Source organism: Bradyrhizobium sp. NC92 (genome assembly GCF_025200865.1).
GTDB lineage: Bacteria > Pseudomonadota > Alphaproteobacteria > Rhizobiales > Xanthobacteraceae > Bradyrhizobium.
On the sequence record NZ_CP104171.1, the window covers coordinates 4,261,385 to 4,281,796 of the forward strand.

Annotated in this window: 17 protein-coding genes and 1 tRNA gene; 3 read left to right on the forward strand and 15 right to left on the reverse strand. The window is 63.9% G+C overall.

What is annotated here, in order from left to right:
* Positions 1-721: 721 nt before the first annotated feature.
* Complete coding sequence (locus N2602_RS19900) at positions 722-1,486, reverse strand: hypothetical protein (RefSeq protein WP_260379167.1); 765 nt, start codon at positions 1,484-1,486, stop codon at positions 722-724.
* A gap of 169 nt (positions 1,487-1,655) precedes the next feature.
* On the reverse strand, positions 1,656-2,294 hold the full coding sequence (locus N2602_RS19905) for a recombinase family protein (protein ID WP_260379168.1): 639 nt from the start codon (positions 2,292-2,294) through the stop codon (positions 1,656-1,658).
* A gap of 657 nt (positions 2,295-2,951) precedes the next feature.
* Here N2602_RS19905 and N2602_RS19915 point away from each other — a divergent pair.
* A complete protein-coding gene (locus tag N2602_RS19915) occupies positions 2,952-3,641 on the forward strand; it encodes a DUF5343 domain-containing protein (protein WP_260379169.1) in 690 nt (229 codons plus the stop codon).
* 1 nt (position 3,642) lies between these two features.
* Positions 3,643-4,221, forward strand: a complete 579-nt coding sequence (locus N2602_RS19920) for a Swt1 family HEPN domain-containing protein (protein WP_260379170.1) — start codon at positions 3,643-3,645, stop codon at positions 4,219-4,221.
* On the opposite strand, the gene N2602_RS19925 is transcribed toward N2602_RS19920, so the two are convergent.
* From N2602_RS19925 to N2602_RS19955, 7 genes are all read right to left on the reverse strand, one after another.
* Positions 4,205-4,993: a hypothetical protein gene (locus N2602_RS19925; RefSeq protein WP_260379171.1), complete on the reverse strand. Its 789-nt coding sequence runs from the start codon at positions 4,991-4,993 to the stop codon at positions 4,205-4,207. The two genes, N2602_RS19920 and N2602_RS19925, sit on opposite strands and share 17 nt — an antisense overlap.
* The gene (locus N2602_RS19930; RefSeq protein WP_260379172.1) at positions 4,986-5,825 is read right to left on the reverse strand and encodes a hypothetical protein; all 840 of its coding nucleotides are present in this window, start codon (positions 5,823-5,825) and stop codon (positions 4,986-4,988) included. Before N2602_RS19930 ends, N2602_RS19925 begins: the two co-directional genes overlap by 8 nt.
* Positions 5,792-6,742 (reverse strand): hypothetical protein, encoded by a 951-nt coding sequence (locus N2602_RS19935; RefSeq protein ID WP_260379173.1) that lies wholly within the window; start codon positions 6,740-6,742, stop codon positions 5,792-5,794. Before N2602_RS19935 ends, N2602_RS19930 begins: the two co-directional genes overlap by 34 nt.
* 106 nt (positions 6,743-6,848) lie before the next feature.
* Positions 6,849-7,367 carry a hypothetical protein gene (locus tag N2602_RS19940; protein WP_260379174.1) on the reverse strand — a complete coding sequence of 173 codons (519 nt, stop codon included), beginning with the start codon at positions 7,365-7,367 and terminating at the stop codon, positions 6,849-6,851.
* Positions 7,367-9,049: a site-specific integrase gene (locus N2602_RS19945; protein WP_260379175.1), complete on the reverse strand. Its 1,683-nt coding sequence runs from the start codon at positions 9,047-9,049 to the stop codon at positions 7,367-7,369. Before N2602_RS19945 ends, N2602_RS19940 begins: the two co-directional genes overlap by 1 nt.
* 91 nt (positions 9,050-9,140) lie before the next feature.
* Positions 9,141-9,230 (reverse strand) — tRNA-Ser (locus tag N2602_RS19950).
* A gap of 278 nt (positions 9,231-9,508) precedes the next feature.
* Positions 9,509-9,832, reverse strand: a complete 324-nt coding sequence (locus tag N2602_RS19955; RefSeq protein WP_172788970.1) for a hypothetical protein — start codon at positions 9,830-9,832, stop codon at positions 9,509-9,511.
* Positions 9,833-10,326: 494 nt separating this feature from the next.
* On the opposite strand from N2602_RS19955, the gene N2602_RS19960 reads away from it, so the two are divergent.
* Entirely contained in the window at positions 10,327-13,731 is a 3,405-nt protein-coding gene (locus tag N2602_RS19960; RefSeq protein WP_260379176.1) for an autotransporter domain-containing protein, read from the forward strand.
* A gap of 75 nt (positions 13,732-13,806) precedes the next feature.
* Here N2602_RS19960 and N2602_RS19965 read toward each other — a convergent pair whose 3' ends face one another.
* The 6 genes from N2602_RS19965 to N2602_RS19990 all read right to left on the reverse strand — a co-directional run bounded on the left by N2602_RS19965 (position 13,807) and on the right by N2602_RS19990 (position 20,412).
* The gene (locus tag N2602_RS19965; protein ID WP_172788926.1) at positions 13,807-14,124 is read right to left on the reverse strand and encodes a hypothetical protein; all 318 of its coding nucleotides are present in this window, start codon (positions 14,122-14,124) and stop codon (positions 13,807-13,809) included.
* Between the two features lie 397 nt (positions 14,125-14,521).
* Complete coding sequence (ilvD, locus tag N2602_RS19970) at positions 14,522-16,372, reverse strand: dihydroxy-acid dehydratase (protein WP_260379177.1); 1,851 nt, start codon at positions 16,370-16,372, stop codon at positions 14,522-14,524.
* Positions 16,373-16,659: 287 nt separating this feature from the next.
* On the reverse strand, positions 16,660-17,520 hold the full coding sequence (locus N2602_RS19975; protein WP_260379178.1) for an ABC transporter permease: 861 nt from the start codon (positions 17,518-17,520) through the stop codon (positions 16,660-16,662).
* Positions 17,517-18,446 carry an ABC transporter permease gene (locus N2602_RS19980; RefSeq protein ID WP_260379180.1) on the reverse strand — a complete coding sequence of 310 codons (930 nt, stop codon included), beginning with the start codon at positions 18,444-18,446 and terminating at the stop codon, positions 17,517-17,519. Before N2602_RS19980 ends, N2602_RS19975 begins: the two co-directional genes overlap by 4 nt.
* The gene (locus N2602_RS19985) at positions 18,446-19,432 is read right to left on the reverse strand and encodes an ABC transporter ATP-binding protein (RefSeq protein WP_260379181.1); all 987 of its coding nucleotides are present in this window, start codon (positions 19,430-19,432) and stop codon (positions 18,446-18,448) included. Before N2602_RS19985 ends, N2602_RS19980 begins: the two co-directional genes overlap by 1 nt.
* Positions 19,429-20,412, reverse strand: a complete 984-nt coding sequence (locus N2602_RS19990) for an ABC transporter ATP-binding protein (protein WP_260379182.1) — start codon at positions 20,410-20,412, stop codon at positions 19,429-19,431. The genes N2602_RS19985 and N2602_RS19990 overlap by 4 nt, the downstream gene beginning before the upstream one ends.

Consider the following 20,412-nt stretch of genomic DNA (forward strand, 5'->3'; position numbering starts at 1 on the left):
AGCACCGTCGAGGCAACGACGAGTGCTGGCCTCTATCAGGTGGAGCCCCACCGGTGGATTTGATCGGAGCGGTCAGACTTGCACTCAGGTATCCACGCTGCCTGATCGGGCGTCATCCATGCTGTTTTCACTTCGTACTCCGTGGCCAAGGGCGTCCACCTCCACATGCGAGGATTGTTCGGTTCATTCTCGTTGGCCGCCCATCTTGGTACTTCAAGGAACTGACCGCCCGACCTTAGCTGGTCCTCGCAAACCCACACCTTCGTAGATGGAAGCGCTATTGCCTGCACGATGTTGCGAGAGTTCATGGCGCCTCCTCGAAGGCTCAAGTCATCTGAGATTGATCTTGAGAAACGATCGCCAAGCTGATCCACGAGGTTTCGAGTAGCACGCTCGCCGACTTGCGGAGAAAGCCAGTATTGAGCTCTGAGGCCATCTCTCCCATTATGCAAAAGATCGCCCGTGTCGGACGTGACTGCGAAGCGGAAGGCCACTCGTAACGTATTCTCAGGAGCTGCGCGGTCATGCGCGGGCTCTACCTGAGCTGAGACCAACGTCGCCTCGCTGACAACCCGCGTTGCAATTGTATCAAACACAACGCTCTCAAGGACGGCACGACGAGCGGAAGGCATCAGACCGAAACACCAGTCTTCTGGGGGTACAAACTGCTGACAACCTCGCATTACCGCCCGCCTCCCGTTGCCGCTGCCCATCTCCGACGCTAAAGACCTGCTTCTGGGGTGGAATTGTTCGCCGCGAGGCGCGCTTCTCGAAGTCCAGCCGGTTCAACCTGATCCTTGAGCGCCAACAGCCGATCAGCGAGATCCCGCCGCTCGACCCAGTGTGCTTTCGGTCCTGAGTGATCAAGCACTTGCCACATCACGGACAGTCGATCTGACAAGCCGGTGGGCATGATGTGAGTTCGAGCGGGATCGTCTTTGTCGTAGACAGAGAAATCGCTGTCGTCCCCGTTTAGAGGAAACGACTGCATAGTAAGCGAGGATTTCATTTTGCGTTCCCCCGCCAACTCGTACTTCGCCATTGGCACACGGAGTAGCTCAAGATCGGTGAACGCCCGTTTGAAATCGGCGAGGTTTGACACGTCATCTGGAGCAGGCGTTGTCCCTTTGCTACGCGCTGCATTGGCAGCTTCAGTTTCCCGTTGGCGCACCGCTCGCAGTATCTCGTACGCCGCGACGGTCCATGTCTCTGAGAACATCATCTGATAGTGGAACGCGAAGCCGCCGGCCGTTTGTGCACCCTTGTTCCTAGCATCCAAGGCTTCGTCCTCCATCGCTCTCAAGGTCAGATCGAGGCTGCCTATCCGCTGCAGATTGGCCATCATGGGCGCGATGGACACTCGCCCGGCGAGGCGTACGGAAAGCTCGATCCAAGCTGTATGCTCAGCCCGGTATTTGGTCGAGGCAATTGAGAAAGCTGCCTCAACAAGAGAGCTAACGGTAGGTACTTGCTGCACGGCTGGCATTTAGACTTCCCTTCTGTTGCTTTCGCCTGCCGCTACCGTCGCGTGCACCCCGAGAGCTATCACGTATCGAAGGGCTCATAACGAAGGAACGAAATGCTGCGCCCTCCACTAAGACCCGTCGCGCTGACGTATCACGCGGCCCAAGCTGGTCGGGGATGGCCGACACTCATCACATGCCCCAATTGATCAGAGAGGCCTCCGCAGCGGCTCGTTCGTCCCGAATACGATAGATGGCCTGTCGGCTCAGTCCAGTCGCAGCAGCAACCGCACTGATACTTGCAGATTGAGCCAGCAAGGCAACGGTGTTGTCAAACTGAGCGCGGCTGTAGCTGGGCTTCCGTCCTTTGTACTTCAGTTCGCTCTCGTTGGCCTTCGCAAGGGCGATGCCGCCGCGCTGCGCTTCTTTGATGGCTTCTGCAGTGGACTGAGCGGCCGCCGCCAAGAAGCCGATGAGCGCGTCTCGCACGGCTTGCTGCATAGGGTCTTTAGTCGCACCATCGAACGTCAGGTTGTTGATCACGGTACGCACGACAACGCCGCGCCGCATGAACTCTTGAATGGTGTCGCGCACATCGCTGTAGTTTCTGCCGAGACGATCTACCCAGCGCACAAGCAACGTGTCGCCCTCGCGAAGGATGTCGAAGAGCCGTTTCCCGTTCGGACGATCTGCGAAGCGCGTGCTCACGCCGGATACCCCGTGATCGGCCACTACGCGGTCGATCTTGAAGCCTGCGCTCTCAGCCTGCGCTTGCTGGTGTTCGAGGTTCTGATCAACGGTCGAGACCCGTGCGTAGAAAATGGTAGCCAACATCAACTCCTTTGTCGGTTAGAGTGTTGTTGGTTAGAAATCACGTCGGTTAAGCGAAGTCAACCCTAACCGACGCGTTCTCGCGGCCTTTTCGCGTGTCGGACGTTTTGTTCCGTGTGAAGTCGAGAACTAGAACCGGACGGCGTAATGTTCAGTTGGGCATTCCGTAACCGGCAGGCCGAGAGACCGGTTCGCACTCGCGCCTGCACAAGTAAGGAGCACCAAGTACGGGAGCTGCGCCATGTTGACGGCATCGTTTCAAGCAAACCAGCACACTTGAAGAACGGCTCGCGGCCGAAGCGAAGCGCATTCGCGAACTAGCCGACCATGCGACGCCCAGCGAGCGAGAGCGGCTAATCCGCTAGGCTCGCCAAGCCGAAACAACAGCCCATTTGACCAAGTGGATCAACTCTCCCGGCCTGCAGCCTCCGAAAGGATAGGCGCTACGTGAGGTTCGAGGTTCGCTTCCACGTGAGCCAAGGCCCCCGGCATGGGGGTGTTGGCGCTGATGGCCCCCTCGAAGCACGGTCTCACATTTTTCCACCAACTATCCGCTAGTTGACCTGTGGACTACGGGCCGGATCGGTTGCTACCTCAGATTGGTTCGCTTCGGTCGTGCTATACAGATCGGATCGCTGGCTTTCATTTGGTGATTTGATGTCTGTAAAGCTGCCTTACATGGTCACGCCCGGCGTCATTCCGAAAGTGCTCACGAAAATCCGTGAAGCGCGACGACCGGAACGCTTCACTCAGGATTACCTCGAGACAATGCTCGGCATACGCGGCGGTAACGCTCGCGCCGTGCTTCCGTTGCTCAAGCGCATGACCTTCCTCAATGGCGATGGAACGCCCACTCCGCTCTACGATCGCTTCCGAAACGATGACACACGGGCCGTCGCGCAAGCTGAGGGTGTCAGAAGAGCCTACGAGGATGTGTTCAACAGAAACCAGTTTGCCTACAACTTGCCCCGAGACAAGTTCACGTCGTTAGTGACTGAGATGACCGGGCTGGCAAAGGACAGTCCCGTGTCGCGAGCAACGGTCGGTACTTTTTTTACGTTGAAGGATGGCGCCGACTTTGAGGGGACGTTAGGTGACGAGCAATCACCGGCAGCGAACAATGGAGCGCAGATGGCCGACCCCTTGCAGGTGCAGTCTCCCACGCCAACTCCTCCAGCGCCGCCCAACACAGTGCCTCCACAACACTTCCAGCCCGCGTCCCAGCAACAGGATGGTGTAGAGTTTCGAGTGGGCTACACCATCAATCTGAACCTCCCTGAGACGACCAATCCCGACGTGTTCAATGCGATTTTTCGGTCTCTGAAAGAGCACCTGCTGAGGAATTGATGTGAAGCGGCTCGACGCAGTCCGACTTTTCGGCATGAACAATCTCGCTATTGAGGCTGACATCCGTCGATTGGAAAAAGAACAGCGGATTGACCTGGGTCATGTCCAACCGGAGAAGCGCCCCGAAGAAGAGTTCTATGCGCAATTCTCTCAAAAGCTCCGATCAGAAGCTGACATGATGCAGCGGCACTATGCCGTGTTCTACTGCCTTGAGAACTCGATCCGCGAGCTGATCATAGAAAGGCTCTTAGAGTTGCACGGTGCGAATTGGTGGGATGAGCGCGTCCCGCAAAACGTCCGCGAGAACTGCAAGAAGAACAGAGACAAGGAGGTTGGAGCCGGGTTTACGCCGCGCTCGGACCAGATGATTGACTACTCTACCTTCGGAGAACTTGGTGAGATTTTCAAGGCGAACGCAGACACCTTTGGTGAGATGTTCAGAGACCTGACTGCTGTTGGTCGCATCTTGTCGAACCTAAACACGCTGCGCGGTCCCATCGCTCACTGCAAGCCGCTCGCTGGAGATGAGGTAACTCGGCTTTATCTTGGCATGAGCGATTGGTTTAGACAGATGAGTTAGATCGCCGTTTCGAGAAGCGCCGACGAACTGCAAGATGTCTTGGAGCTGCGCGTCGGTTGGTCATGCCGAGAGTTTCGGTCGCTGCTTTCACGTATCGCTCCGTCACCAACTCTGCAGCCTGCTCGATGTCTTCGCCGAGGCGACGCAGGACATTGCCTCGGGACGCCGGGTAGACATGCAGCTCGGTGGTCTTGCCGCCGCCCTGCGGCCAGCTTTTGTGACTTCCCGAAGCGAGCCGGTGAACGATCTTCGCGGCTTGCACTCGCTTGAACTCACCCTTGGTCTCAGACTGAGGATCGGCGGCGGTCTTCGCTTCGACGGCGAGCCATGCCGCGACCACCATGCGAGGGTCTACTTCGTGCTGCCGGAGACGCGCCCACGCGGCCTTCGCTCGTTCTTTAGGGGACATGCCACGGAGCCGAAACGCCTCGACGTACGGTCCAGCTTGGTCGTAGAGGCGGCGGACACGCAGGAGCGCATTCGCGACCACTCGGTCGCCCTCGTTGACCACGAGCCATTCCACCGCTGCGCGACGAAAGGGATTGATCTCGCTGGCCTTGAAGCTGGCGTGATAGGGACTGCCGTGCCGCGCGTAGTGGTCTGCATGCGACCTGCAGAAGCGCGTATCGAGGCCGTCGCCGGTCCCCGCCCGCGCCGTCTTCTTGCAGCCGACCACTCGGCACATCTTGAACATGTGACTGGGCTCTTGGGCCCGGCCCTTGACCTCGGACTTGCGAGCGGCGCGACGTTTCCACCGGGCGATGTCAGTCATCATCGTCCCCGAAGTAGTAGCGGTACGGGTGCCAGAAGCCCGGCGGCTGGTCGTCAACGTCGGTTGTCTCCCTAATGCCGTATGCCGCCAAGGCTGCGCGGAAGCCCTTGTGGCCACGCACGTTCTTGAAGTTGTCCTTCGTGACGCGGAGGTGGCGATAGACATCGGCTGGTGGAATGACCTCGGAGGCGTCGGCCTCGACCCGGCTAACGATGTAGTCGAAGGCGGCTTCTGCGTGCCCCTTGAGCGGCTTTGGGATCGGAAGCCATTCGCCGATGGACGCATCGGGGAAGACATTCCCCAACAGCGCAGGAATGCCCGACCCTCTGTGCGCGATGATGAATGCTCGGCTGGCAGGACAGCAACCATTCTGGAGATGCCGTACTGAGCCCCTACAAAGGGCCTGTAGAATGCCATGCGCGTGTTCGCCGCGTCGGACCTCGTCAATCCACTCGAACGCGCCAGACGCGGACGGCAGCGCCGCAGAAGCCCTTCCGGTGGCCTCGTAGGCTGGCTCGGGCTTGAACAGCACACCCGCCAAAATGACGTTCGGGACGTGCGCGAAGTCGTTTGTGGCGTCATGCCGCCCCCATGTCACGAACTTCACGTTGCCCGCGTCGGCGGATAGACGCTGCTTGACCAGCTTCTCGAAGTCGAAGCTCGCAGTGGCCTTGTGGTGAACCACAAGCCAGTCCTCATTGGGCCTCGTCATGATCGTCTTGGCGACACCATCCGCGATGGTCGGTCCGTCGTAAGAGAAGGCATCCTTACCGCCGCCGCGATCCCAGATGCCGATGGTCAGTCCGGCGTAGCTCTTCGTCGCAGAAGGCAACCGCTGTATGCCGCCTCGGTGCCGCTCCCAGAGATCGTAGGTGGCCCGGACACGGGCCGACGCATCCAGCACCATGACCGGCTGTAAGTCCGCTGGGAGGCTCTCTCGATAGTCGAGGATCGAGACCGGTGGCGACGCCGCACGGTGACGGTGCGCCCGAACAACGGCCAGACCGCCTCGACGGCCTTCGCAGCCCGTCCCGTGGTCATCCTCAGAACTTCCCGCTCGGTGACCTCATGAATGCGCGGGAGGCTCGGCAGTTCGATGCGATCCCCCTCCTCTGCCTGGACGATCTGACTGATCACCTTGTCGAGGTCTGCCGTGAACCCGGGACGAGGCCCGCGCAGCTCGGCCGGGATCGTGTGGAGATCGTCGAGGGTGACGGCTATCGGCTCTCCCGGCAGCATCGCCTCGTCCCAGATGCGGACCTTCCTCGGACGGCCATCGTAGTGGAACGCGGACACGGCCTCGAAGCTGTTCGAGTTTCGACAGCGCGCCTCGACCATCTGGTGGGTCGTGAACAGGATGCGAGCTTCGTTCGGATCAGCGGTGGCTATTCCGTTGAGATCGTCGTCTCTGGTCAGCACGGCGAACTGATCAAGACCAGCTTCCGTCGCAATGGCCCGGATTTGGTCCTTGCGATTGGCGCAGATGATTGCCGACGCTCCGCGATGGTCGGGAGACTTCAGCAACTCTCGCAAGAAGTGAACGAGGAGCTGGGTCTTGCCGACACCGGGATCTAGGCTGGAAACATACACCGACTTGGGGCAGTTGCCGCTCGCCATCGTTTCCAACACGCCAGCAACAGCAGCGAGCCCATTCCACATCTCCCGTGTGAGTGAGTGCCCGAAACCAGCGAAGGAACCCTGCAGTGCCTTCAGGGTGGCACCGGCAAGGCCGTCTTCGGTGAGCCCCAAGGGGGTGAAAACCTCACTAAGAGAAGTGGAATTATCACCCCCTCCAAGAGCCATAGGTTGGGCGTCGGCAGAGCCGAAGGTGTCACGGATAAGCATGTTTGGGGGTCTATTCGTCAGTTTCGTTGGTCGTGGGAGCTGCCGATGTTGCGGCAGGCTGCACATTCTCGACACCCCGCGTCTGCAGACGGCGAAGGATGGAGAACTTCAAGGTGGGGTAGATCGCGAGGATGAACAGGACGTTCCCCTTCTCGACCAGATCGGCTTCGATGTCGGTCAGCGGGAGGTGTGAGAAACCGAAGCCGAAGTGTGCCGCCCTCATGTCGCGGATTGCTCGGTCGGGGTCGGTCCAATCCCAGAGCCGTGCGGAACTGACGAGGGCCTTTAGATGGTGCTCGCCGGTATCGGCGGCCTTCCTGATGCGACGCCTACCGTTCTTGACCTCGACTTCCACATCGGCGGGATCGAAGGTCTCTCCAAGCTGCTCGGCGATTTGCCTTCGAGCAGCGATCAAGGCGTGGCGAGCGGACTTCACCTTGCCCAGTCGGTCCTGTTCGCGAGCATAGCTGATCAGCCGATAGATGGGCTCGGCTTGCTTCTTGAGAGCTTCGGGCAACTGCTCTGTCATCACGCCACCGCTCTGGCCGGAGGGGTCGAAACGTGAAGGTGCTGCAGGTTCAAGCCCTCGTAGGACACCTTCGCGACAGCCTCGGCCAATACCGAGACGAACGCTTCCAGATCACCGCCATAGTCATCGTCCACGCCATCGCTGGCCCAACCACCTAACGCTCGGATCACGTCACGAGACAGCCTCGCGCGGCTCAGGGCGTCACGATAGTTGTGTCTGAGCGAATGGAAGGTCACGCGGGGCTGCTTCACACCAGCCTTGGCCAAGAACCGCCCGAACCACTTCGACATTGTCGAGAAGTAGCCGTAGCTGTCGCGTTCCAGCTCCGGGAATAGACGAACGCCATTGCAGCTCCGAACGAAATCAAGGAACCCCATCGCGATCAACTCGGCGTGGAGTGGCACGAACCGCTCACCGGCTTCGGTCTTGATCCGCTTCCTGTCTTCGACTTCCATCTCGGCGGGGTCCCCTTCGGAGAGCATGAGACACCAGACGTTCCCGACCTGCCGAACGTCCGTCTTGTGGAGTTGACATGCTTCGCCTTGCCGCAGTCCGTGAAAGAGCGCCAATAGTGGCACCCAGAAGCGGCCTCGCCTTGGGTGGTTTGGGCCAGACTTCGCGTAACCGTTCTCGTCGTCCACACAGCCCGTATAGAGAGGCATCTGGAACAGCTTCGGCAGATCGCCCAATGGCACTGGCTTTCGCTTATTCTTGTCCTTGACCGGGTCGGCCAACTGCAGATCCGCGGCTGGGTTGCGATCTGCATGTTCCTCTTTGACTGCCCAGTTGAAGAGCGACGACAGGTTGATCAGATACGAGTTGATCGTTCCGACAGACATGAGCGGCTTGCCATCGATCTTGGCCAGTCGAGCGGCTTCCTGCAGGGACTTGCCGGGGTAGACCTTCCGGGCGTTCTTAGGGATCGTCTGCAGCAGAGACCGAACTCGCTTGCAGTCCGCTCGGATCACATCTCGAACCAGCTTGTCCGGACCCACGAGTTCCTCGATGGCGTCGAACACGATGCGGTAACTGAGCAAGGTCTTCTCGCCGCGCGTGACGCTCGGATCGGCCAAGTAGTCGTCCATGAGCTGCCGCAGGCTCAGACCTCCAGCGGGCCTCTTGAGCGCCTCTCCAAACCTCTGCACGAGATGGTCGGTGCCATAGTCGTTGTTGGCTCGACGCAGGAGGGTAGTGGCCGCGTCCCGGATGGTGTCGCGCAAGGCAGGCAGGAACCGAGCCCTTGTATCCTCGTCGATCTTCCCCACCGTCGAGGAGCGACTGAGCAGCTCGGCAAGGTGAGGACCGATCTCAGCTTCCAGCTCAGTCGGGCTCTCCGTCCGCACCATCTTGTCGATGAACTTCTCGTAGATGACGGGACCGCCGGGCCGGGCTCCCCATTGCCGAATGGCAAACTCGTAAGCCTTGCCGCACAGCCGAACGATCTCTTGCTGAGATAGGTTCGCTGGTGGACCTACGTCGGTTGCCCGGAGGCGGTCCATCTCGGCATCGAAAGCTGAACTGGCCGCACGGACCCTCCGGACTGCTTCGCGGTAGTCAGAGGTCCCAAGGGACTTCCACCGTTCCTTGCCCTTGAACAGATGCTGCAGATCGGCGGGGTACGAGGCGCGGAGGTAGTAGGTGTTTTTACGCTTGTGTAGTCGAGGATGAGGCACGTCTTCCATGGGCTCGCTGTAGCAGCTCACCGTAGCACCCATCAACTGGAAGCCATTGGAACTGCAGAGTTTTTGGAAGATCAACGACTTGAAGGGGAACTGGCGGAAGGGGTGGGATTCGAACCCACGGTACCCTTGCGGGCACGCCGGTTTTCAAGACCGGTGCCTTAAACCACTCGGCCACCCTTCCTGAGCCTGGACTGGCTGTCGCTTAACCCAGTCGCCCGCCCAAGGCAACGCGAAGTTGGCCTGCCCTCGCGTGCGGCCTGTTGTCAGGCAAGCGTCAGCCTGTTCGCTTAGGCTGCACCTTCGGCAAATCCGCGGACACCGGCGACATCTCCCAGGGCGTCGCTGGTGGCGAGGCCCGGCCGGATTGGTCTCCATACCCGGGCCTCGTTTTGCGCTTCGCCAAAAGCAAACGGCGCCCCCTGGGGAGCGCCGCTCGAAATCGGTTCTCTTGCGTGGGCGTCAGTAGCCGCACGATGCGCAGTTCATCTGCACCGGGGCGTAATAGGAATAGCCGGGCGAGACCATCTCGACGCGCTGGCGGGTGGCGTATTGCGGCGGGATGCGCTCGTACTGGACGCCCGGCGGCGCCACCATCACGGTCTGCGGCACCATCACGGTGCGATACTGCGCCGGCGTGCGATGCGCGACGACGGAGCCAGGCGAGACCATCACGGTCTCGTCGACGGTGCGGTATTGCGGCGGCACGTATTGCTGCTGGTAGCAGGTCGTGCACGGCGGCGGCGTGTAGCAATTGTAGCAGCCGGCGGAGGCTGCGCCCGTCATGGAAATCGCGGCGACGGCCGTGGAGAAGACAACGGCGAGAGTACGAGACATTGCGGTGGTGCCCCAGTTGCCCGAAATGGATTTGCGAAGGTGGCCGCGAGTATACGCCGCAAAATCCAGAGCTGCTGAAGTTCATCAAGGCATCCTTAATGCGAATGGCACGCTTTCGCCGGACGTTCAGAACTCATTGACCATCGCGCGAAGGACAGATGACGCGGCGCCTTCAGAACGCGCAAAGGCGATCTCGGATCGGCATCGCGGCGCGCGCGCCGTCCGCATCGGGCCGAATGACGGGCCGCCCGTCCGCGTGGCTCTGGGATCACACCCGCCGAAAATCCGTCAATCCTCGCGGTTGATGACCGCAACTTGTGCATCTATCTCGCCCAGGTTGCGGCTCAACCTGCTGACCCGCGCGGCCGGATCTGACATGATCCGCCGCAAAGAATCGTCGGCCGGCATCTTAGGATTGCCGAGCTGTCGGCAGGGGTTGGCGGATGCATCTTTGGTCAGTGTCGCGGCGCGACCGGTGCGCCTTGGGCGGCAAGCTCTCATCTGGTAACAAGTCTGCCCTGCTTGCGGTCTTCGCGGCCGCATCCATCGCCGTCGTCGCCGCGCATCCCGGCAGCGCCCTCGCCGCCTGCGCCGTGACGGCTGGTCCCAACACGGTCACCTGCAACAGCACGGTCACGACGAACACGGTCAATACGAACGCGGCAAGCGCCTCATCGACCGACCGGACCCAGGCGTTCAGCACGGGTTCGGTGAGCGCCACCATCAATGCCGGCCAGACGGTCAGTGGCTATGGGCTCGCCATCGCCGCGAGCGGGGGCGACGTCAACGTCGTCAACAACGGCGCCCTGACCACCAATCAGCCGGCGAGTGCGCTGGCCGTCAGCACCAGCGCCGGCAGCATCACCTATTCCGGCAACGGCAGCGCCAGCAACCTGGCTGGCAATTCGCCCGGTCTCACCTTCCTCGCCTCCGGCAGCATCACCATCGGGACTAGCGGGACGCCCGTGACACCGAATTTCCAGGGGTCGACCGCCATTGTCGCGTCCGCGTCGAACGCGATCAACCTGGCCCTGAACGGCGGGTCGCTGACGACGCTGTGGCCGGGCGGCGGCGGCGCGCTGCTCAGCGGCGGTGACGTGTCCGTGGCATGGACCGGCAACGGCGCCATCATCAACGCGAGCGGCGCCACCGCCAACAGAGGCCTCGACATCTTCGGGACCGGAGCCCTGACTGTCAGTTCGAATGCCACGATCGGCGGCGCCAGCGCCGCCACGTCGTTCCAGACCGGCATCCTGGCGTCCGCCTTCGGTGCCACGGGCAATGGGGACGTCAACGTCAACCAGACCGGCGGCACAATCTTCGCGACCAACCGGGGCATCATCGCAAGCATCGGCCCGACGGGATCAGGGACTGTCGCGGTCAACACGGCATCCACCAGCGCGATCACGCTCACCGACCCGGCAGCCTACGGCATCCAGGCCGACACGAGCGGCACCGGAGCCGTGACCGTGCAGCAGGCGGGTGCGATCACCGGAGGTGACATCGGCATCAATGCGGTGATCTCCAATGCCGCAAATTCCCGCGATATCACCATCACCAGCAGCGGCACTATCGATGTCGCATCGACGGGCATCAACGCAGCCACGGCCGGAAGCGGCAACATCAACATCACCACATCCGGCAACATCCAAGGACCCTTCGGCGGCGGTATCATCGCCAATGCCGTCGATGGCCGCATCACCGTCAACGTGAATGCCGGCACCGTCCTCGGCAGCGCCGGCGGTTTCACCACCCCGGGCATCGGCGCGACTGCATCCGGCAGCGGCGGCGCGACCATCAACATCGCCGCGGGCGCGACCGTCGCCGCATCCCAGTTCATCGGCATCACGGTCAACGGCACGAACAACATCATCAACAATTTCGGCACCATCAGCGGGGACGGAGGTGTCCGTGCCTTCGGCGCCACGACCATCGTCAATGCCGGCACGATCGCGGCGTTTTTCGAGGCGGTGCGGTTCGACAACGCCGGAAGCACGCTGGAGATGCAGGGCCCCGGCGCCACGCTCACCGGCCTGGTCGTCGGCAGCGGCGCCGATACGATCCGCTTCTCCGGCACGGGGGCGAACACGTTCAATGCAAGCCAGATCGACACCGGCTGGGGGCTGATCGATAAGACAGGCTCCTCGAACTGGGCGCTCACGGGAACGTCGACGACGACCGCATTCGTGACGATCAATGGCGGTACCTTGTCGGTGAACGGCGACATGACCTCGACCGGCGGCTTCACGGTGAATGCCGGCGGCACGCTCGGCGGCACCGGCATGGTGTCGTCGACCATCATCAACGCCGGCGGCTCGCTCGCGCCAGGCAACTCGATCGGCACGATGACGGTGAGTGGCAATCTCACCTTCACCGGTGGCAGCAATTACGTCGTCGAGGTCTCGCCGGCCACGGCGGACCGCACCAATGTGACCGGTAACGCGACCCTCGCCGGCACGCTGCGCGCCATCGGCACCGGCGGGGCCTATACGGCGGGCACGCATTACACCGTGCTCAACGCCGCGGGCACACTCGGCGGGACCTTCGGAGCGCTGACCGTTTCGGGCAATTTCGGCGCCACGCGGCCGCATATCGAGTACGACGCGAATAACGTCTATCTCGTGCTCGACCAGGCGCTCGTCTCGCCGTTTTTGGTCAACGGCACCCGCAACCAGATCGCGACCGCAGGCGCGGTCGATTCCGCCTTTCTCGGCGGCAGCAGCGCATTCTCGGCGCTGATCGGATTGACTTCGCCGCAGCTCAACGCCGCGCTGGATCAATTGTCGGGCGAGGTGCACGCCTCCACGGTCGGGACTCTGGCGAACGACAGCCTGGCAATGCGCGGCGCGATCCTCGGCCGCTTGCGGCAGGCCTCGTATGGCGGTGACATGGACTCCATGGGCGCGTTCTCGCTTGGCGGCCCCCAGACCGCGTTCGCCGCCTACGCCATGGAGACCGCCCTCGCCTACGGCAAATCGCCTGTGGCGACCAAAGCGCCGATGGCGCCGCCGCGGCCGATCTCCGACACCGTGTTCTGGGCTCAGGGCCTGGGCGCCTGGGGCACGTTCAGCGGCGACGGCAATGCAACCGGCGTGCGGCGTGATCTCGCCGGCTTCATCACTGGCTTCGATACGCGCGTCGGCGGCGCCGGCCGTCTCGGCCTGGCCGCAGGCTATACCGGCACCAAGAACTTGCTCGACGGTCGCGGCTCTTCGAACGTCGATACCGCCCACATCGCCGGCTATGGCGGCTGGCGCTTCGGCAACATCAATCTGCGGGCAGGCGGCGCCTATGCATTCCACAAGATCGATACCGATCGGATGGTGAACATCGTCGGCTTGGCCGATCGCCTGACCTCGCGGACTGACGGCAGCACCGGGCAGATCTTCGGCGAGCTCGGCTACGGCGTCGCATTCGGCAAGGTGGCGTTTGAGCCCTTTGCTGGGGCCGCGTGGGTGCGCGTGCATACCGATGCGATCGCCGAGCTCGGCGGTCCGGCGGCACTGAACGTTGCGGTGCAGACCTTCGAAACCGGCTATGCGACGCTCGGCGCGCGCGCCGCCACTTTCGTGCCGCTGGCGCCCGACATGACGCTGATCCCGAGGGCGACCGTCGCCTGGCAGCATGCCTTCAACAACGTGACCCCGGCCGCCGTGATGGCGTTCCAGGTCGCGCCGGCATCGTTCACGATCGCCGGTGCGCCGATCGCGCGCGATTCGCTGCTCACCGAAGCGGGCTTCGACCTTTCGTTCGGCCGACATATCACGGTCGGCCTCTCCTATGTGGGCCAGATCGGCAACACCGTCACCGATCACGCTGCCAAGGGCAAATTCTCCTGGGCGTTCTAGCTTACTTCGCGCGCCGCTGGTGCTGAGCGAGGCCTGGCCTGCAGCGCCGTCGCGACGGCCCTCGACAATCGAGCTTCAACGCCTCGCTGCTCTTTCCAGGAACTCCAGCAGCGAGGGATCGGTCTCCTCGAGCTCGACGAAGCGGCGGCGCAGCTCATCGGCGATTTCGGCGGTGGCATCCCGCGACCATCCCTCCGCGGTATTGAAGGCCACGATACGTGTGGGATGGAGATACTGCCCCTCGGCGAGATGCCTGAGCAGGGTCGCGCGATTGGCGTCCTCCTCGGCCGTCTCACACCAGGCCCGGCCCAGCCGGCGGCCGAAGTCATCGAGCACGAGATAGACGTCCCGGTCTGTCGTGATTTGCGGCACGAGTGAGGGAGAATGACTCATGGCTAACTCCGCTACTGGAAATCCGGACTTGTGCGGACGGATCTCGATACGGCGACCGCCTCGGCCGAATTCGGAAAAAGGGATTTTGACGATTTTTCACAATGGCACAATTAAATAACAAATAAAAATAAAATTAATAGAAATTAAATAGCGAAATGTGGACAAATGCACTAAGTTGACGGTGCCTGGCGGGCGAGCCCGCACGTCGGGTGCCCACTGCGCAAACGGCTCCCGCTCCCCACCCAACCAGCCCACGCCCCCCGGGGAGGCGGGAGCCGTTCTTTCCGAATCTCCGCTTCGGCTTCGCGTTTCCTGCAACGGCGCATGCGCGTGCTCGCGCGGAGCCGCGCGTCGTTCCGAAGATCTTCGATCCAGCCTTTTGGTGCCGATCAGGCGCTTACTTGCCGCGCCGCTTCACCTCGCGCACCGCGCCGCGCGCGGCGCTGGTAGTGAGCGCGGCGTAAGCCTGCAGCGCGGTGGAGACGTTGCGCTTGCGGTTGGTCGGCTGCCAGGCGGCATCGCCCTTCGCCTCCTCCGCAGCGCGGCGCTTGGCGAGCTCCTCGTCGGAGACCTCGAGGCTGATGCTGCGGTTCGGGATGTCGATGGCGATGCGGTCGCCGTCGCGCACGAGGCCGATGTTGCCGCCTTCGGCGGCTTCCGGCGACAGATGGCCGATGGACAGGCCGGACGAGCCGCCGGAGAAGCGACCGTCGGTGACGAGCGCGCAAGCCTTGCCGAGGCCCATCGATTTCAGATAGCTGGTCGGATACAGCATCTCCTGCATGCCGGGGCCGCCGCGCGGGCCTTCATAGCGCACCACGACGACCTCGCCGGCGACGACCTTGCCGCCCAGAATGCCTTCAACCGCCGCGTCCTGGCTTTCGAACACGCGCGCGGGGCCGGAGAATTTCAGGATCGAGGCATCGACACCGGCGGTCTTCACGATGCAGCCGTCCTGCGCGAGGTTGCCGTAGAGCACGGCGAGACCGCCGTCCTTGCTGAAGGCGTGTTCGAGGTCGCGCACGACGCCCTTCTCGCGATCGGCATCGAGCTCGTCGTAGCGGCGCTCCTGGCTGAAGGCGACTTGCGTCGGGATGCCGCCCGGCGAGGCGCGATAGAAGGTGCGCACCGTCTCGCTCTTGGTGCGCTTGATGTCCCAACGCTCCAGCGCCTCGTTCATGGTCGGCGCGTGCACGGTCGTAACAGAGGTGTCGATCAGCCCGGCGCGATCGAGCTCGCCGAGAATGCCCATGATGCCGCCGGCGCGGTGCACGTCCTCGACATGCACGTCGGCGACCGACGGGGCGACCTTGCAGAGCACGGGCACGCGGCGCGACAGCCGGTCGATGTCGCGCATGGTGAACTCGACCTGCCCTTCATGGGCGGCGGCGAGCAGATGCAGCACGGTGTTGGTCGAGCCGCCCATGGCGATGTCGAGCGTCATCGCATTCTCGAACGCCCTAGAGTTGGCGATGTTGCGCGGGAGCACGGATGCATCGTCCTGCTCGTAATAGCGGCGGACCAGATCGACGATGGTGTGGCCGGCCTCGACGAACAGGCGCTTGCGGTCGGCATGGGTTGCGACCACCGAGCCATTGCCGGGCAGCGCGAGGCCGAGCGCCTCGGTCAGGCAGTTCATGGAATTGGCGGTGAACATGCCCGAGCAGGAGCCGCAGGTCGGGCATGCCGAGCGCTCGATCACCTTGACGTCGTCGTCGCTGACCTTGCTATCGGCCGCCGCCACCATGGCGTCGATGAGGTCGACGGCCTTGGTCTTGCCGGCCAGCTTGACCTTGCCGGCCTCCATCGGCCCGCCCGAGACGAACACGGCGGGGATGTTGAGCCTGAGCGCTGCCATCAGCATGCCCGGCGTGATCTTGTCGCAATTGGAAATGCAGACGAGGCCGTCGGCGCAGTGCGCGTTGGCCATGTACTCGACGCTGTCGGCGATCAGTTCGCGCGACGGCAGGCTGTAGAGCATGCCGTCATGGCCCATCGCGATGCCGTCATCGACCGCGATGGTGTTGAACTCCTTGGCCACGCCGCCGGCCTGCTCGATCTCGCGGGCGACCAGCTGGCCGAGATCCTTGAGGTGGACGTGGCCGGGCACGAATTGGGTGAAGGAATTGACCACCGCGATGATCGGCTTGCCGAAATCGGCGTCCTTCATGCCGGTCGCGCGCCAGAGGCCGCGGGCACCCGCCATGTTGCGGCCGTGGGTGGTGGTGCGGGAGCGATAGGCTGGCATGGCGGTTTCCGTCCTCGGGTTTGCGGGCCGGGCGGGAAAATGTGGAGCCGCCTCAGGCCTTTCCGGCCGGATAGCGCACGGACCCGGCGGGCGCAACGGGAACTTGGGCTGGACAGGGCTCCTCTGCTCCCGGCGCGGGGGCACGCACGTGCCCCGGACGCAGCGCAGCGTTAGCCCGGCGATGCGAAGCATCGTCCGGCGCGACGATGCGCTGCAGAGCCGGGGCCCATGTGGCCTGCTGGGTCCCGGCTCGCGCTTCGCGCGTCCGGGACACGAGATATGAGCCCCTATTGCAGCGTCGGATCCAGCCGGTCGCGCAGCCAGTCGCCGATGACGGAGACGGCCAGTGTGGTCACGACGATGGTGGTCGCCGGCGCCAGCATGATCCAGGGCGCGCGGGTCAGATATTCGCGGCCGTAGCCGACCATGTTGCCGAGGCTGGTCATCGGCGGCTGCACGCCGAGGCCGAGGAAGGACAGGCCGGATTCCATCAGGATCACCTCGGGGAAGACCAGGGTCGTCGAGACGATCAGGGTCGAGGCGATGTTGGGCAGGATGTGCCGGAGGTAGATCCGCGACGGCGTCGCGCCCAACTGGCGGACCGCCGCGGCGTAGCCTTGCGCATTGGCGGAGATGGCAAGGCCGCGTGCGATGCGGGCATAGCGTTCCCAGCCGAACAGGCCCATCAGGCCGATCAAGAGCGGCAGCGAATTGCCGAAGAAGGCGAGCACGGCCAGCGCCATGATCAGGAACGGCATGCTGGCCTGGAAGTCGGACAGCATCAGCACGAGCTGCTCGACGGCCCCGCGGAAATGCGCGGCGAGGAAGCCGAGCGTGGTGCCTGCTACGGCCGAGATCGCGGTGGCGTCGAAGGCGATCAGCAGCGAGATGCGGATGGAAACGAGCAGCCGCGACAGCACGTCCCGGCCGAGCTCGTCGGTGCCGAGCCAGTGCGCGGCGTTGCCGGGCGCAGCGAGCCGGTTGCGCAGGTCGAGCTGGGTGAAGCCGTAAGGCGCGATCTTCTCCGCGAAGGCCGCGATCAGGAGCATCGCGACGATCCAGCTGACCGCCAGCGCAACCGAGACCGGAATGGCCGGCAGGCTGATGCGGCGGCGGACAGACGTATCCTTCAGCGTCGCGTCGGTCATGCATGGGCTCCCTTGCTGCGCAGGCGCGGATCGAGGAAGCCGTAGAGGAAATCGACGATCAGGTTGGACGTCACCATGGTCATCGCAACCAGCAGCAGGATGCACTGCACGACCGCGAGGTCGCGATTGGCAACCGCAACGACGAGCAGGCGCCCTACTCCCGGCCAGGCGAACACGCTCTCGACCACGACGGCACCGGCGATCAGCGTGCCCACCATGAAGCCGAGAATGGTCACGGTCGGGATCGCCGCGTTCGGCAGCGCATGCGAGGTCACCACCTTGCGCCACGGCACGCCTTTTGCGGAGGCCGTGCGGATATAGGGCTGGCCCAGCACCTCCAGCATGGCGCTGCGGGTGAAGCGCGCCAGCACCGCCGCGCCGCCGAGGCTGAGCGTTGCGATCGGCAGGATGGCGTGGCGCCAGCTGTCCTGTCCGCCCGAAGGCAGCCAGCCGAGCTGCACGGCGAAGACGAGCACCAGCAGCAGCGCGAGCACGAAGCTTGGGACGGTGAAGCCGGCGACCGCCGTCATCATCACGGCGCGGTCGATCCCCGAGCCCCGATGCAGCGCCGCGTAGATCCCGGCGGGAATGCCGAGTGCGACCTTGAAAAAGAACGCCGGCAGCGTCAGCGCCAGCGTGGCCGGGATGCGTTCGAGCACGAGCTCGATCGCGGGCCGGCCATCGCGCATGGAGCGGCCGAGCTCACCTTTGGCGATGGCGCCGAAATAATCGAAATATTGGGCCCAGATCGGATCATCGAGGCCCCAGGCCTTGCGAAACGCCGCGAGCACCTCAGGCGGCGCCTCCGGCCCCAGGATCATCAGCGCGGGATCGCCCGACAGCCGCAACACGATGAAGGCGAAGGTGACGACGAGCACAATCGTGAGCGCGGCGCGGCTAATGCGGATGGCGAAATAGCGTCCCATCACGCGGCATCCCGTGTCGCAGCGCCGGTGACGAGATGGCAGGCGACCTGCCGGTCGCCGCCGACGGCGGACAGCGCCGGCACCTCGCTCGCACAGCGTGCGATCGCCCGCGGGCAGCGCGGATGGAAGGCGCAGCCTGTGGGGCGCGCGGCCGGGTTCGGCGGATCGCCTGCCAAAACGATGCGGCCCGCGCTGCGGCGGCCCGGCGCTGGCGAGGCCGAGACCAGCGCCTGGGTGTAGGGATGCTCGGGACGCGCGAACAGATCGTCGGCGCTGCCGATCTCGACGATGCGGCCGAGATACATCACGGCGACGACGTTGCTGATCTGCCTGACGACGCGCAGATCGTGGCTGATGAACAGCAGCGTCAGCGCCAGCTGCGCCTGGAGATCGCAGAGCAGGTTCACCACCTGCGCCTGGATCGAGACGTCGAGCGCGCTGACCGGCTCGTCGCAAACCAGGAAATCCGGCTTCGTGGCGAGCGCCCGGGCCAGCACGATGCGCTGCCGCTGGCCGCCGGAGAGCGCGCCCGGATAACGCGCGCCATGCGCCGGCGTGAGCTCGACGGCGCGCAGCAGCTCGCGAACGCGCTCCTCGCGCATCGCGGGCGTGCCGAGGCCGTGAACGTCGAGCGGCTCGCGGATCTGCGTTGCGACCGGCAGCCGCCGGTCGAGCGCGCCGAGCGGATCCTGGAAGATCATCTGCACCCGCGCGCGCTGCGCGCGCCACGCCGTCGTCCCAGGCGCGGCCATCGGCTTGCCGTCGAACCGCACCTCGCCGCTGTCGGGCGGCTCGAGGCCGAGCACGATGCGCCCCGTGGTGGATTTTCCTGAACCGGATTCGCCGACGAGACCCAGCGTCTGGCCTCTGGCAATCCTCAGCGACACGCCGTCGACGGCATGCACGGCCGCAGCTCGCCCGAACATTCCGGACCGCATCGCATAGGTGCGCGAGATCGCGGAGACCTCGACGAGCGGCGGGCTCATTCGGCGGCAATCCCGAGCAGCGCGCGGCGCGAGGCCTCGGCGCGGATGCAGGCGACGCTGCGATCATCGGCGATCGGCGCCAGGCTCGGCGCCGCAAGGCCGCATGATTCCGCGACCAGCGCGCAACGCGGCGCGAAGGCGCAACCGCCGGGCATGTGCGCGGGATCAGGCACGGTACCGGGGATGGCGGTGAGGCGCCGCCGCGGACCATCGAGCGGGGGCAGCGCGCCGATCAACCCTTGCGCATAGGGATGCACGGGATCGGCGAACAGCTGGTTGCTCGGGGCCTGCTCGACGATGCAGCCGGCATACATCACCGCGACGCGGTCGCAATTCTCTGCGACGACGCCGAGGTCGTGACTGATCAGCACCATCGCCATGCCGAGCTCGCGCCGGACCGTGGAAAGCAGCTCCAGGATCTGCGCCTGGATGGTGGCATCGAGCGCCGTGGTCGGCTCGTCCGCGATCAGGAGATCGGGATTGCCGGCCAGCGCCATCGCAATCATGATGCGCTGGACCTGGCCGCCCGAGAATTCATGCGGATAGGCCTCCAGCCGGCGGCTCGCATCGGGAATGCCGACGAGGTCGAGCAGCCGCCGCGCTTCCGCCTTCACGGCGTTGCCGGAGAGATTGCGATGAAGCGCCAGCGCTTCGCAGAGCTGCTTGCGGATGGTCAGCACCGGGTTGAGCGCGCTCGCCGGATCCTGGAAGATCATGGCGATGCGGCCGCCCCTGACCTGGTCGAGCTCGGCGGCCGGAGCGCCGAGAATCTGGCGCCCGTCGAGCCGCACCGAGCCCGAGACCTGCGCATGCCGCGGCAACAGGCCGAGCGCGGCCAGCCACGTCACCGACTTGCCGGAGCCGGACTCGCCGACGAGGCCGATGGCCTCGCCCTTTTGCAAGGTAATATCGACGCCGCGCAGGACCGGCACGCCATTGAAGGCGACGCGCAAGTCCTCGATGCTGACCAGCGGCGGCAC